This is a genomic window from Mycobacterium sp. NGS11, assembly GCF_059813315.1.
The window spans coordinates 12,756-25,666 of record NZ_JCALEJ010000011.1; the positions used below are offsets into that span (position 1 = coordinate 12,756).

General features: G+C 68.2%; 12 protein-coding genes. 8 read left to right on the forward strand and 4 right to left on the reverse strand.

Going from position 1 to position 12,911, the window contains the following annotated elements:
- Positions 1–3 precede the first annotated feature (3 nt).
- The 5 genes from miaA (at position 4) to AC5Y4T_RS14500 (ending at position 7,482) form a co-directional block, all read left to right on the forward strand.
- Positions 4–936 carry a tRNA (adenosine(37)-N6)-dimethylallyltransferase MiaA gene (miaA, locus tag AC5Y4T_RS14480; protein ID WP_499919820.1) on the forward strand — a complete coding sequence of 311 codons (933 nt, stop codon included), beginning with the start codon at positions 4–6 and terminating at the stop codon, positions 934–936.
- 4 nt (positions 937–940) lie between these two features.
- The gene (gene dapF / locus AC5Y4T_RS14485) at positions 941–1,813 is read left to right on the forward strand and encodes a diaminopimelate epimerase (protein WP_499919352.1); all 873 of its coding nucleotides are present in this window, start codon (positions 941–943) and stop codon (positions 1,811–1,813) included.
- Between the two features lie 46 nt (positions 1,814–1,859).
- Entirely contained in the window at positions 1,860–3,299 is a 1,440-nt protein-coding gene (gene hflX, locus AC5Y4T_RS14490; protein WP_499919357.1) for a GTPase HflX, read from the forward strand.
- A gap of 182 nt (positions 3,300–3,481) precedes the next feature.
- The gene (locus AC5Y4T_RS14495; RefSeq protein WP_499919361.1) at positions 3,482–4,642 is read left to right on the forward strand and encodes an acyl-CoA dehydrogenase family protein; all 1,161 of its coding nucleotides are present in this window, start codon (positions 3,482–3,484) and stop codon (positions 4,640–4,642) included.
- 632 nt (positions 4,643–5,274) lie between these two features.
- Positions 5,275–7,482, forward strand: a complete 2,208-nt coding sequence (locus tag AC5Y4T_RS14500; protein ID WP_499919366.1) for an LGFP repeat-containing protein — start codon at positions 5,275–5,277, stop codon at positions 7,480–7,482.
- A gap of 17 nt (positions 7,483–7,499) precedes the next feature.
- On the opposite strand, the gene lexA is transcribed toward AC5Y4T_RS14500, so the two are convergent.
- Complete coding sequence (lexA, locus tag AC5Y4T_RS14505) at positions 7,500–8,198, reverse strand: transcriptional repressor LexA (protein ID WP_499919370.1); 699 nt, start codon at positions 8,196–8,198, stop codon at positions 7,500–7,502.
- Positions 8,199–8,491: 293 nt separating this feature from the next.
- Between lexA and AC5Y4T_RS14510 the strand changes: the two genes are divergently transcribed.
- The 3 genes from AC5Y4T_RS14510 (at position 8,492) to AC5Y4T_RS14520 (ending at position 10,088) form a co-directional block, all read left to right on the forward strand.
- Positions 8,492–8,986: a LysM peptidoglycan-binding domain-containing protein gene (locus AC5Y4T_RS14510; RefSeq protein WP_499919373.1), complete on the forward strand. Its 495-nt coding sequence runs from the start codon at positions 8,492–8,494 to the stop codon at positions 8,984–8,986.
- A gap of 98 nt (positions 8,987–9,084) precedes the next feature.
- Positions 9,085–9,549 (forward strand): transcriptional regulator NrdR, encoded by a 465-nt coding sequence (gene nrdR / locus AC5Y4T_RS14515; RefSeq protein ID WP_499919375.1) that lies wholly within the window; start codon positions 9,085–9,087, stop codon positions 9,547–9,549.
- A 53-nt stretch (positions 9,550–9,602) separates the two neighbouring features.
- Positions 9,603–10,088, forward strand: a complete 486-nt coding sequence (locus AC5Y4T_RS14520) for a peroxynitrite isomerase (RefSeq protein WP_499919377.1) — start codon at positions 9,603–9,605, stop codon at positions 10,086–10,088.
- Between the two features lie 19 nt (positions 10,089–10,107).
- Here AC5Y4T_RS14520 and AC5Y4T_RS14525 read toward each other — a convergent pair whose 3' ends face one another.
- From AC5Y4T_RS14525 to AC5Y4T_RS14535, 3 genes are all read right to left on the reverse strand, one after another.
- Positions 10,108–10,794, reverse strand: coding sequence for a PhzF family phenazine biosynthesis protein (locus tag AC5Y4T_RS14525; RefSeq protein WP_499919378.1), 687 nt, complete (start codon positions 10,792–10,794; stop codon positions 10,108–10,110).
- A gap of 45 nt (positions 10,795–10,839) precedes the next feature.
- Positions 10,840–11,871 (reverse strand): alpha/beta fold hydrolase, encoded by a 1,032-nt coding sequence (locus tag AC5Y4T_RS14530; protein ID WP_499919379.1) that lies wholly within the window; start codon positions 11,869–11,871, stop codon positions 10,840–10,842.
- Positions 11,872–11,933: 62 nt separating this feature from the next.
- Positions 11,934–12,905: a proteasome assembly chaperone family protein gene (locus tag AC5Y4T_RS14535; RefSeq protein ID WP_499919380.1), complete on the reverse strand. Its 972-nt coding sequence runs from the start codon at positions 12,903–12,905 to the stop codon at positions 11,934–11,936.
- Positions 12,906–12,911: the final 6 nt, after the last annotated feature.

Consider the following 12,911-nt stretch of genomic DNA (forward strand, 5'->3'; position numbering starts at 1 on the left):
GCCGTGCGCCCCGTCGCGATCATCGGCCCGACCGGCACCGGCAAGTCGCAGTTGGCCCTCGACTTCGCGGAACGGGTCGAGCGGCTCGGCGTCCGCGCCGAGATCGTCAACGCCGACGCGATGCAGCTCTACCGCGGCATGGACATCGGCACCGCCAAGCTGCCCGTCGCCGCCCGTCGCGGCATCCCGCATCACCAGCTCGACGTCCTCGACGTCGCCGAGACCGCGACGGTCGCCCGCTATCAGGGCGCCGCCGCCGACGACGTCGAAGCGATCGCGGCCCGGGGTGCGGTGCCGATCATCGTGGGCGGCTCCATGCTCTACGTCCAGTCGCTGCTCGACGATTGGTCGTTTCCCGCCACCGATCCCGCGGTGCGCGCGCGCTGGGAGCAGCGGCTCGCCGAGATCGGGGTAGGCGAGCTGCACGCCGAGCTGGCCCGCCGCGATCCCGCCGCGGCCGCGGCCATCCTGCCGACCGACGCTCGCCGCACGGTGCGGGCCCTGGAAGTGGTCGAACTGACCGGTGAGCCGTTCGCCGCGTCCGCGCCGCAGATCGGCGCGCCCAGGTGGGACACCGCCATCGTCGGGCTGGACTGCGACACATCACTTCTCGACGAGCGGCTGGCCCGGCGCACCGACGCGATGTTCGACCAGGGCCTGGTCGGCGAGGTGGTCGCGCTGCTGGACCGGGGATTGCGCGACGGGGTCACCGCCTCGCGCGCGCTGGGCTACGCGCAGGTGCTCGCGGCCCTCGACGCCGGAGGCGGTCCGGAGCGACTCGGCGAGGCCCGCGAGCAGACCTTCGTGGGCACCCGACGCTACGTGCGACGGCAGCGGTCGTGGTTTCGCCGGGACCATCGCGTGCAGTGGCTGGATGCCGCCGATCCCGCCCGGCTCGTCGACGCCGTCATGCGGGTGTGGCGCCACGTATCCTGAGCAGGTGAATTTCGCGAAGGGCCACGGCACCCAGAACGACTTCGTGGTGCTGCCGGACCCGCAGGCCGAGCTGAGCCTGACCGAGTCGCGGGTGGCCGCGCTCTGCGACCGGCGCCGCGGGCTCGGGGCCGACGGGGTGCTGCGGGTCACCACCGCGGGCGCGGCGCTGTCGGCCGGCGTGCTCGACCGGATGCCCGACGGGGTGGCCGCCGGTGACTGGTACATGGACTACCGCAACGCCGACGGGTCGGTCGCCCAGATGTGCGGCAACGGCGTGCGGGTCTTCGCGCACTACCTGCGCGCCAGCGGCATGGAGTCCCGCGACGAATTCGTGGTCGGGTCGCTGGCCGGCCCGCGGCCGGTCGCGGTGCATCGCGTCGATGCGACCACCGCCGATGTCAGCGTCGACATGGGCAAGGCCAATACGCTCGGCCCGGGCGAGGCGGTCGTCGGCGGCCGGCGGTTCTCGGGCCTGGCGGTCGATGTGGGCAACCCGCACCTGGCCTGCGTGGACCCGGAACTGACTCCCGAGGTGCTGGCGGTGCTGGACGTCGCCGCGCCGGTGAGTTTCGATCCCGCCCAATTCCCGGACGGGGTGAACGTCGAGATCCTGACCGCACCGGCCGATGGGGCCGTGCACATGCGGGTGCACGAGCGGGGCGTGGGCGAAACGCGCTCGTGCGGCACCGGAACGGTCGCGGCCGCTGTCGCCGCGCTGGCCGGTGCCGGCGCGGCCACCGGCGCCCTGACCGTTCGCGTGCCCGGCGGCGAGGTCGTCGTCACCGTCACCGACGCCACCAGCTTCCTGCGCGGACCGTCCGTACTGGTAGCCCAAGGAGAGCTCAGCGAGGAATGGTGGCGCGAACAGCAGCGTTAAATCAGGTGCGTGACACCGGTTTCGCGTGCATCATCGTGTATTGCCTATGACAGAACCTGAATTTCGCGATCACGCTTCGGTCGTCCCGGAGCCCAGCACGGGCGAACTCGCCCTCGAAGATCGGTCGGCGCTGCGCCGCGTCGCCGGCCTGTCGACCGAACTCACCGACGTCTCCGAAGTCGAATACCGCCAGCTTCGGCTCGAGCGGGTCGTCCTGGTGGGCGTGTGGACCGACGGCACCGCCGCGGACAGCGAGGCCAGCATGGCCGAGCTCGCCGCCCTGGCCGAAACCGCCGGCTCCGAGGTGCTCGAGGGGTTGATCCAGCGCCGGGACAAACCCGACCCGTCGACGTACATCGGTTCGGGCAAGGCCGCCGAACTGCGCGACGTGGTGCTGGCGACCGGCGCCGACACCGTCATCTGCGACGGTGAACTGTCCCCGGCGCAGCTGACCGCACTGGAAAAGGCCGTCAAGGTCAAGGTCATCGACCGCACCGCGTTGATCCTCGACATCTTCGCCCAGCACGCCACCAGCCGGGAAGGCAAGGCGCAGGTCTCGCTGGCCCAGATGGAATACATGCTGCCGCGGCTGCGCGGCTGGGGTGAATCGATGTCGCGGCAGGCCGGTGGCCGTGCCGGCGGCAGCGGGGGAGGCGTGGGCCTGCGCGGGCCCGGTGAAACCAAGATCGAGACCGACCGGCGGCGCATCCGCGAGCGCATGGCCAAGCTGCGCCGCGAGATCAAGGACATGAAGCAGGTCCGCGACACCCAGCGCAGCCGGCGGGTGCACAGCGACCTGCCCGCGATCGCCATCGTCGGCTACACCAACGCCGGCAAGTCGAGCCTGCTCAACGCGCTGACCGGTGCCGGAGTGCTGGTCCAGGACGCGTTGTTCGCCACCCTGGAGCCCACCACCCGGCGCGCCGAGTTCGATGACGGCCGGCCGTTCGTGCTCACCGACACCGTCGGATTCGTCCGGCATCTGCCCACCCAGCTGGTCGAAGCCTTTCGCTCCACGCTGGAAGAGGTCGTCGACGCCGATCTGTTGGTACACGTCGTCGACGGCTCCGACGTCAACCCGCTGGCACAGATCAACGCGGTCCGCCAGGTGGTCTCCGAAGTCGTCGCCGATTACGGGACCGACCACGACGGTGCCGTGCCGCAGGAGCTGGTGGTGGTGAACAAGGTTGACGCCGCAAGCGATTTGACGTTGGCCAAGCTCCGCCATGCGCTGCCCGGTGCCATGTTCGTGTCCGCACGCACCGGCGATGGTATCGACGCCCTGCGCCGCCGGATCGCCGAGCTCGCCGTTCCCGCCGACACCCCCGTCGACGTCGTGATCCCGTACCACCGCGGCGACCTGGTGGCTCGCCTGCACGCCGATGGGCGCGTCCAGCAGGAGGAGCACAACGCCGAGGGCACCCGCATCCGGGCCCGGGTTCCGCTGGCCCTGGCCGGCCGGCTGCGCGAGTTCGCCGCGCGCTGAACGCGTGCTAGTGCGTCGAGACTGCAACCACGCACCCTCGCATCGGCGTGTCTTGTGCCTAGTTGCAGTGTCGCGGCAGCTCGGGCCGCCGGCCAACGGCCGCTAGCGCCCCGCCGGCTGCCGACCAACCGTCCGGTTGGTATATCTTGGGCTGCAGTATTCCCAGTCGCCGGAGGTCTTCCATGAGCAGCGCCATCAAATATCAGCGCACTCTTTTCGAGTCAGAGCATGACCTGTTCCGTGAGTCCTACCGGGGCTTCCTCGAGCGCCACGTCGCGCCCTACCACGACGAGTGGGAGAAAGAGAAGATCGTCGACCGCGGGGTGTGGCTCGAGGCCGGCAAGCAGGGCTTCCTCGGCATGGCGGTGCCCGAAGAGTACGGCGGCGGCGGCAACCCCGACTTCCGGTACAACGCGATCATCACCGAGGAGACCACCGCCGGCCGCTACAGCGGCATCGGATTCGGCCTGCACAACGACATCGTCGCGCCATACCTGTTGGCGTTGGCCACCGAAGAGCAGAAGCAGCGCTGGCTGCCGAAATTCTGCACCGGAGAGCTGATTACGGCGATCGCGATGACCGAGCCGGGAACGGGTAGCGACCTGCAGGGCATCAAGACCCGTGCCGTCAAGCAGGGCGACCACTACGTGCTCAACGGCTCAAAGACGTTCATCACCAACGGAATCAACTCCGACCTGGTGCTCGTGGTCGCGCAGACCGACCCGGAAAAGGGCTCTCAGGGTTTCTCGCTGCTCGCCGTCGAGCGTGGCATGGAGGGCTTCGAGCGCGGGCGCCACTTGGACAAGATCGGGCTCGACGCCCAGGACACCGCCGAGCTGTCGTTCACCGACGTGCACGTGCCGGCCGAAAACCTGCTGGGCAAGGAGGGCATGGGATTCATCTACCTCATGCAGAATCTGCCGCAGGAACGCATCTCGATCGCCATCATGGCCGCCGCGGCCATGGAGCAGGTGCTCGAGCAGACCCTGCAATACACCAAGGAGCGCAAGGCATTTGGCAAGCCGATCGGCAGCTTCCAGAACAGCCGCTTCGTGCTGGCCGAGCTGGCGACGGAGGCGACCGTGGTCCGCATGATGGTCGACGAGTTCGTCCGCCTGCACCTGGATCACAAGCTGACGGCGGAGCAGGCCGCAATGGCCAAGTGGTACTGCACCGAAAAGCAGGTGCAGCTGATCGACCGCTGCCTGCAACTGCACGGCGGTTACGGCTACATGCGTGAATATCCGGTTGCCCGTGCCTTTTTGGACGCCCGGGTGCAAACGATCTACGGCGGCACGACCGAGATCATGAAGGAAATCATCGGACGCAGCCTCGGCGTCTAGCGTTTCGTTTTCTGGATAGCGGCCTCCCACCCGCGGGCGATATCGGGGCAGCAATATCCGCGAATCGCTGGACGCGACCGACATTCGGGAGTTGTCTCGCACGGTCCTATTGCCGTGAGCGACAAACCGACCGATGCGCGTGGTGCGGGTGTGGGGGGCGGACCGTGAATGCACCACCGGCTCACGTACCGTCGGCGCATGTGTTTCCGGTGCGCCGACCGCGGCATCGCGCATAGTCAGCCCCGCGATCGCGCCGTCGGCTCAGGCGCGCCGCGCAATTCTGGTGTGCGAGTCGGCAGTCCGGCGTCGTCGCTCGATCGTGCGTTCCCGCCGCCCTCCCGTGCGATATCCGCTACACCGCGCGAACGGTGGCACGGCGGATCGCGATTGGGCCATGGGCAGGCATCATTTCGACATCGGTGTGGTATCCGTTTTTGTAAAATTCGTGATTTGACTTCGCATTTCTTGTTGCTTGGAGCAAAGTTATGCGAGCCCGACGATAAGGCTGATCGTGCGCGGGTCCATTTCCGGCGCGAGTACCGCCCGCTCGCCGGTTATGCAGATAAGGGCATCGCCGCTAAAAGAGCCATGTCCGCCGGCTGGGAGGCTTGGTGAAGGTGCAGAGAGGTCACATGCGCAGGCTGATCGGAAGCGCGCTGGTCAGCTTGACGACCACGGCGCTGGCCGCGGTCTTGTTGGCCCCCACCGCGGTAGCGAGTCCGATAGGCGACGCCGAGGCGGCGATCATGGCCGCGTGGGACAAGGCCGGCGGCGACACCTCGCCATTGGGCGCCCGCAAGGGCGACGTGTACCCCGTCGGGGACGGTTTCGCCCTGGACTTCGACGGCGGCAAGATGTTCTTCACCCCGGCCACCGGGGCCAGATTCGCCTACGGGCCTGTCCTGGACAAGTACGAGTCGCTGGGCGGGCCGGCCGGCAGCGATCTGGGCTTCCCGGCGATCGACGAAGTTCCGGGTCTCGCCGGTCCGGACAGCCGGGTGATCACCTTCTCCGCCAGCGACAAGCCGGTGATCTTCTGGACGCCCGAGCACGGCGCACACGTGGTGCGCGGCGCCCTGAACGCCGCCTGGGACAAGCTGGGCAGCTCGGGCGGGGTGCTCGGTGTGCCGGTCGGCGACGAGACCTACAGCAGCGAGGTGTCCTCACAGAAATTCAGCGGCGGCCAGGTCTCGTGGAACAGGCAGACCAAGCAGTTCACCACCGAACCGCCGGCGCTGGCCGACCAACTCAAGGGCCTGCAGGTGGCGATCGATCCCACCGCGGCGATCAACACCGCCTGGCGCGCGGCGGGCGGTCCCACCGGACCCCTGGGCGCCAAGCAGGGCGGGCAGTATCCGATCGGCGGCGACGGAATCGCCCAGAACTTTGCCGGCGGCAAGGTGTTCTTCACCCCGGCCACCGGCGCGAATGCGGTCGAGAGCGACATCCTGGCCAAATACGAGTCGCTGGGGGGACCGGTCGGCAGCGACCTGGGATTCCCGACCGCCAACGAAACCGACGGCAACATCGGGCGTGCCAGCCGCGTCGCCACCTTCTCCGCTGCCGACAAGCCGGTCATCTTCTGGACGCCCGACCACGGCGCCTTCGTCGTGCGTGGGGCGATGAAGGTGGCGTGGGACAAACTGCGCGCTCCGGCGGGCAAGCTCGGCGCCCCGGTCGGCGACCAGGCCGTCAACGGCGACGTGATCTCCCAGCAGTTCACCGGCGGCAAGATTTCGTGGAACCGGGCGAAGAACACGTTCAGCACCGATCCGTCCAACCTGGCGCCGCTGCTGTCCGGGCTGCAGGTGTCGGGTCAGGACCAGCCGAGCAATTCGGCCCTGCCGGCGCACCCGAAGAAGTCCTCCTGGCACTGGTGGTGGCTGGTGGTCGCCATTCCGGTGCTGGCGCTGCTCGTGCTGATGGCGTGGGTGCTGTTCGGTGGGCGGCGCCGGCCTGCGCACGAGGAGGCGGCGGCCTACGCGCCCGGTCGCGGGGGGAACCTCGGCTACGACGCCGACGAGCGCTGGGGCCACGACGATGCCGACGTCGGCGCCGACCCGTTCGGGCTCGGCGCGACGCATCAACCGGAGCCGGAACCGGACGCCGGGCGGGTCAGCTGGCAACGTCAGGCTCCTGCCGATAGCGACTATCGGTTCCACGAGGAGGAAGACCCCGACGCCGTCGATACCGACTCGATCCCGGTCGTCTCCGCGGAGATGCTGTCGGAGGACGAGTATGCCGAGGCGGGGGCCGACTACGCCGACTACACCGACGGCGTCCCCGAGGTCGCCGAGCCCGAGGCGGCGGACGACGCCGCCTACGTCGACGCCGACGGCCCCGATGCGGGTTATCCGCAGGAGGCGTATCCGGAAGACGAGTACCCCGACGTCGCCGTTTCCGGCATCCCGCCGGAGGGCGACGCGGCGGAAGGCCTCCTGGAAACCGCTGAGCCAGAAGACGAATACCTCGACCTCGCGGCGCCGGAACCGGACGTCGAACCCGAAGCGGACACCGCGACGGAGGCCGACATGACGGACACGGCGGTGGGAGCCGCCGCGGTCGCCGATGCGGTCGCGGCCGGGCCTCCGGCGCGAAGCGGTCGGCACGCCGCCGATGACGCCTCGGAAAACGGCCTGGCGGCCCCGGACGGGCGACCCACGATCCACCTGCCGCTCGATGATCCGTACCAGGCGCCCGACGGATACCCCGTCAAGGCCAGCGCTCGCTACGGCTTGTACTACATGCCGGGTAGCGACCTGTATCAGGACACGCTCGCCGAGCTCTGGTTGTCGAGCGAAGAAGTCGCTCAGGCCAACGGCTTCACCCGGGCTGACTGACCGAGGCCGGGCGCGCGTCAGACCTTGCGGATGACGGTGACGACCTTGCCCAGCACGCTGGCGTCGTTGCCCGGGATGGGATCGAACGCCGGGTTGTGCGGCATCAGCCACACCTGACCGCCGGCGCGTTTGAACGTCTTGACCGTGGCCTCGCCGTCGAGCATCGCCGCGACGATGTCACCGTTGTCGGCGACGTTCTGCTGACGGACCACCACCCAGTCGCCGTCGCAGATCGCGGCATCGACCATCGAATCACCGACGACCTTGAGCAGGAAAAGCGTGCCCTCACCGACCAATTCGCGCGGCAGGGGAAAGACGTCTTCGACGGCCTCTTCGGCCAGGATGGGTCCGCCGGCCGCGATGCGCCCGAGCACCGGGACGAACGTGGGTTCCGGTAGGGCGTCCGAACCGGCCACTTCGGTGGTGGGGGCCGCCACGTCGTCGTCGGCCCCGCGGACGTCGACGGCCCGCGGGCGGTTGGGGTCGCGGCGCAGGTAACCCTTGCGCTCCAGGGTGCGAAGCTGGTGCGCCACCGATGACGTCGACGTCAGACCGACGGCATCGCCGATCTCCCGGATGCTCGGCGGGTAGCCGCGGCTGGTGACCGAGGCGCGGATGACATTCAGAATGGTGCGCTGCCGTTCGGTCAGCGAGGAATCCACGGAGTGCAGCCGACCCTCGGGACCGGCCGATGAAACGTCGTTGCTGTCGCCCATGGCACCGAATGTAGCCGCACCGAGGACAAGAATCAAACATGTGTTCGAGTGGCGTGTCGCGGCGGTTCGCGTCGGCGCAAAACAAGCGCGAAGCCGGACGAATTACAGATGTGTAACTCTTCGGGATATCGGGTATTTGAGTGCTCGTGACAGTGGTAGAGGCCGACGAACTTGTCGGTGGTGTGATCTAGCGTTTGCTCGTGCGACACGCTTCGCTCAAATGTTCGGTTTCGAACATACAAGCGATTAGTGTCGAACACACGAGCGAGAGCTAGTTGACCGGAGGAACGAAGATGACAGTCATCCACACGCCCGCGCCGCGTACCAGCAGTCTTCGGCGCCCGATCAATGGACCCGTCCTGGGGCCTCGCTACGGACGGGACGGGCTGGCCCGGTCCCGCCGGCCCGCGCCGTCGCGGCCCGCGGGCGCCGCCACGCGCTACTACGGCACCGGGGTGGCAATGTCCGTCGCTCCGCACCGCAGGCGCGCCACCACCTGGGCGTCGACCATCGGGCTGGCACTGGCCGCCGGCGCGGTCACGCTGTGGCTGGGTCTCGTCGCGAACGTCGGCCAGGTGCTCAACGGCGACTCCACGAACTCGGCGACCCAGGTTCCCGACCGGCTCGCCGTCGTCCGCGTGGACGCGGGGGAGTCGCTCCAGGATTTCGCGCACCGCGTGGCGCCCGGCGCGCCGGCACCCCAGGTCGCCGATCGCATCCGCGAGCTCAACGATCTACACTCGCCCAACCTGCTGGCGGGCCAGACCCTCATCGCTCCGGTCGGCTGAGTGGCGTTGCGCCGAAACGGATGTGTTAGCCGTGCAGGTCAGCGCGCGGGTACGCTCAAGGTCCTGCGGTATCTTGTCGGCGCGACGAAGGAGCGGTCATGCACTGTCCGTTCTGCCGCCATCCCGACTCGCGGGTGATCGACTCCCGCGAAACCGATGAAGGCCAGGCCATTCGGCGTCGCCGATCCTGTCCCGAGTGCGGACGGCGTTTCACCACGGTGGAGACCGCGGTCCTGGCGGTGGTCAAGCGCAGCGGCGTCACGGAGCCGTTCAGCAGGGAGAAGGTCGTCAGCGGCGTCCGTCGGGCCTGCCAGGGGCGACAGGTCGATGACGATGCGCTCAACCTGCTGGCCCAGCAGGTCGAAGACACCGTGCGCGCGGCGGGCTCACCGGAGATCCCCAGTCACGAGGTCGGGTTGGCCATTCTGGGGCCGCTACGCGACCTGGACGAGGTGGCCTACTTGCGGTTCGCCTCCGTCTATCGGTCGTTCGAGTCCGCGGACGATTTCGAACGCGAGATCCAGGCAATGCGGGATCACCGCAGAGTGGCAGCTCGGGGCTGACACCGGGGCCGGGCTCCGATTGCCCGCAACCTCGCCGGGCTAGGCTCGCTTTCATGCCCACGGACTTGCACCCCGACCTCGCGGCGCTTGCCCCGCTCCTTGGGACCTGGTCCGGCCAGGGTGCGGGTAAATACCCGACGATCCCGCCCTTCGACTATCTCGAAGAAGTCGTGTTCGCCCACGTCGGTAAGCCGTTTCTCGTCTACGGACAGAAAACCAGGGCGGTTGCCGACGGGAAGCCGTTGCACGCCGAAACCGGCTATATTCGGGTGCCGCAACCAGGTCACATCGAATTGGTGCTGGCGCATCCCAGCGGCATCACCGAAATCGAGGTCGGCACCTACTCGGTCACCGGTGACCTCATCGAAATGCAGATGTCGACCACGTCGGTGGGGCTGACACCCAGCGCCAAGGAGGTGACCGCGCTCGGCCGTTCATTCCGCATCGACGGCGACGAACTCTCCTACACGGTGCAGATGGGCGCGGTCGGGCAACCGCTGCAGGACCACCTCGGGGCGGTGTTACACCGGCAGCGCTGAGGTCCGAGTTAGGCCGTCGTCAATCGATCTGTCGCACACCGTCATTGACGACCCGCCCGGTCACCCGCACCCAGCCCTCGGCGCTCCACCTGGTGTCGATCACGGAGCCCTTGCCCTGGGTGATCCGCAGGCTCTGGCTCAGGTAGTCGGTGATCCGCATCGCCGCCGACCCGGTCGCCTCGTCCTCGGCCACACCGAGGTTGGCGGCGAACATGCGCGCCCGCAGCCATCCGGCCGCCCGGTCGGTCCAGGCCCACAGGTAGTGCGCGGTGTCGTCGGGATAGTCCGCCTCATCGGCCGCGAGAACCTGGTCGGCTGAGGGGAATTCGTGCAGGGCGAAGTCGGGCGCCCATTCCGCGCGGGCGTTGATGCTGGCGCGGTCGCCGTCGTAACCCACCTGCAAGATCCCGGCCCGCACCCGCAGGGTGTTGATCGGCGAACCGTTCTCGCGCAGCCACCATGTCGCGCCGACGGTCGGGTGGCCGGCGAACGGCAGTTCGGTTCGCGGCGTGTAGATGGTGGCGTGCGCGCTGGCGGAGCCGGGGGCCGGGATGTCCACGAAAACCGTCTCGCTGTAGCCCAATTGGGCTGCCAGCCGCTGTCGGTGCTCGGGCTCGACCTGGGCGGCGTCCACCACGCCCAGCGGATTACCGAAGTGGCCGTCCGCATCGGTGAACACCCGCAGCACCGTCACGCCGATCCCCATGAGCCGACTTTACGGCGCCGCGTCGGGCCGCACCGATCGAGGCGATCAGGTGGCGCTGCGTTCGTCGGAGCCCATGGCGTTCAGCACGGCGACACGCGTGGGAGCGGAACCGGAGACGGCCTGCTCGCCGCCGCCGGTGCGGAGCAGTTCGCGAAGACTGGCCTGGTCGTACTCGGCGGGATCGGTGGAATCGATGAAGCGCTCGACGACGTCGATGAAGCGGGCCGGGTCGTCGTGGAAGGGAAAATGCCCGGAGCCTTCGAAGATTTCGAGGCGGGAGCCCGGCATCGCGGCATGCGCCATCCAAGCGTGCCGAACGGGAACCACCACATCCCTTGTGCCCCAGATGATCTGCACCGGGATGGCTTCGGTCAAATAACATCGGTCCAGCATGGTGACGATCTGCCCGCGCCAATCCACCACCGCGCGCAGCGTCCGGCTGAAAGCCGCCGACGCCGTCGGCTCGGGCAGGTCGTCGAGGATGCGCAGCACGTTGGGCAGATCGCGGCCCAGCCCGGTGCTGCCCAGCGCCACACCCAGGACACGTCCCATCATCTGGACCGCCGGCAGCACCAGCGGCAAGCGCAGCAGGGCGATCGCCTCGCTGCCCATCGGCAGCGAGGCCCAGCGCAGCACGAAGTTGACGTCCTTGGTCACGCCTCCGGCGCCGACCAGGATCAGCCGTTCCACCAGATGCGGGAATTGGTAGGCGAATTGCATAGCCACACCGCCACCCAGCGAGTGACCGACGATGGTGACCCGCTCGATGTCGAGCACGCTGAGCAGGTCACGCATCCCGTTCGCATACGCCGCGATCGAGTAGTCGGCGCGCGGCTTGTCGGATTGCCCGTGGCCGAGCAGATCGGGCGCGATCACCGTGAAACGCTGGGCGAGCTTGGCCTGCACGGTATTCCAGGTGGTGGAATTGTCGCCGATGCCGTGGATCAGCAGTATCGCCGGCCCGGAACCGGCGATGCGGTAGGCCCGCTTGTAACCGTGGATGGTGCGGAACTCGAGTTTGGGTGCGGTCACTTCACGCACCGGGCGGAGCGTAGGTTTGCGCTTCCGCTCGGTCATATCGCCAACCTTGGTGTCGGGCCGGGCTGAGGGCGGTCCGGCTAGGGCGTCACGTGAGTGGGTCAGGGCTTGTCGTCGTCGTCGTACTTCTTCTCCGCCTGCTGGGCCAGAAATCGCTCGAACTCTGCGCCTAGCTCATCGCCGCTAGGCAGATCCTCGTCGCGAGCTAGTAACGATCTGTTCTCCTGAGCGTCGATGAAGGCATCGTACTGGCGCTCCAGCGCGGCCACCACTTGGGCGACCTCCGCGCTAGCTTCCACCTGCTCGTCGATCTTCGCCCGAATCACCTCGGCCGCTTCGGTTAACGCGGTCAGAGGCAGCTCCAGCGACGCGGTCTTGGCGACCTGCTCGAGCAAAGCCTGCGCGGCGGCCGGGTAGTCGGTCTGCGTGAGGTAGTGGGGGACATGCACGGTATAGCCGACGACCTCATGACCGTGCTGGCCCATCCGGTATTCCAGCAGGTTGGACGCGCTGCCCGGGACCTGGATCTCGGAGATCCACGGCTGGAAATTGGCGATCAACTCCGGGTTGTTCGAGTGTGCGGTCATCGTGGTGGGCCGGGTGTGCGGCACCGCCATCGGGACCGTGCCCAGGCCGATGGTCTGGCGCACGCCGAGGCGCTCGGCCAGCAGCCGCACCGCGGTGATGAACCGCTCCCACTTGAGATCCGGTTCCATGCCGGCCAGCAGCAGGAACGGCGTGCCGACCGTGTCGCGCATCGCGTACAGGCTCAGCTCGGGGTCCTCGTAGTGGGTGAAGTGATCGGTCTTGAAGGTCATCAATGGCCGCCGCGAGCGGTAGTCCAGCAGTTCATCGATCGCAAAGGATGCGACCAGCTCGGTGTCCAGCACCGCTTTCAGATGCGCGGCGGCGAGCTTGATGGCATGACCGGCGTCGGAAAAGCCCTCCAGGGCGTGCACCAGCACGGGGCCGCGGCCGTCGGACGTCGACAACTGCGGCGCCGGGAACTCGAGTTCGTACATTCCGGCCTGGCCTGGCTGGTACTGATCATCCGGCTCCTGATGGTGAGCCATCTCCGA

What these genes read in the sequence shown, in the direction of transcription:
- AC5Y4T_RS14530 (WP_499919379.1), bottom strand. Translation starts at nt 11,871, where the DNA reads ATGACCGAGCGGAAGCGCAAACCTACGCTCCGCCCGGTGCGTGAAGTG.
- AC5Y4T_RS14535 (WP_499919380.1), bottom strand. Translation starts at nt 12,905, where the DNA reads ATGGCTCACCATCAGGAGCCGGATGATCAGTACCAGCCAGGCCAGGCC.
- AC5Y4T_RS14495 (WP_499919361.1), top strand. Translation starts at nt 3,482, where the DNA reads ATGAGCAGCGCCATCAAATATCAGCGCACTCTTTTCGAGTCAGAGCAT.
- AC5Y4T_RS14520 (WP_499919377.1), top strand. Translation starts at nt 9,603, where the DNA reads ATGCCCACGGACTTGCACCCCGACCTCGCGGCGCTTGCCCCGCTCCTT.
- AC5Y4T_RS14510 (WP_499919373.1), top strand. Translation starts at nt 8,492, where the DNA reads ATGACAGTCATCCACACGCCCGCGCCGCGTACCAGCAGTCTTCGGCGC.
- AC5Y4T_RS14500 (WP_499919366.1), top strand. Translation starts at nt 5,275, where the DNA reads ATGCGCAGGCTGATCGGAAGCGCGCTGGTCAGCTTGACGACCACGGCG.
- AC5Y4T_RS14525 (WP_499919378.1), bottom strand. Translation starts at nt 10,794, where the DNA reads ATGGGGATCGGCGTGACGGTGCTGCGGGTGTTCACCGATGCGGACGGC.
- hflX (WP_499919357.1), top strand. Translation starts at nt 1,860, where the DNA reads ATGACAGAACCTGAATTTCGCGATCACGCTTCGGTCGTCCCGGAGCCC.
- lexA (WP_499919370.1), bottom strand. Translation starts at nt 8,198, where the DNA reads ATGGGCGACAGCAACGACGTTTCATCGGCCGGTCCCGAGGGTCGGCTG.
- nrdR (WP_499919375.1), top strand. Translation starts at nt 9,085, where the DNA reads ATGCACTGTCCGTTCTGCCGCCATCCCGACTCGCGGGTGATCGACTCC.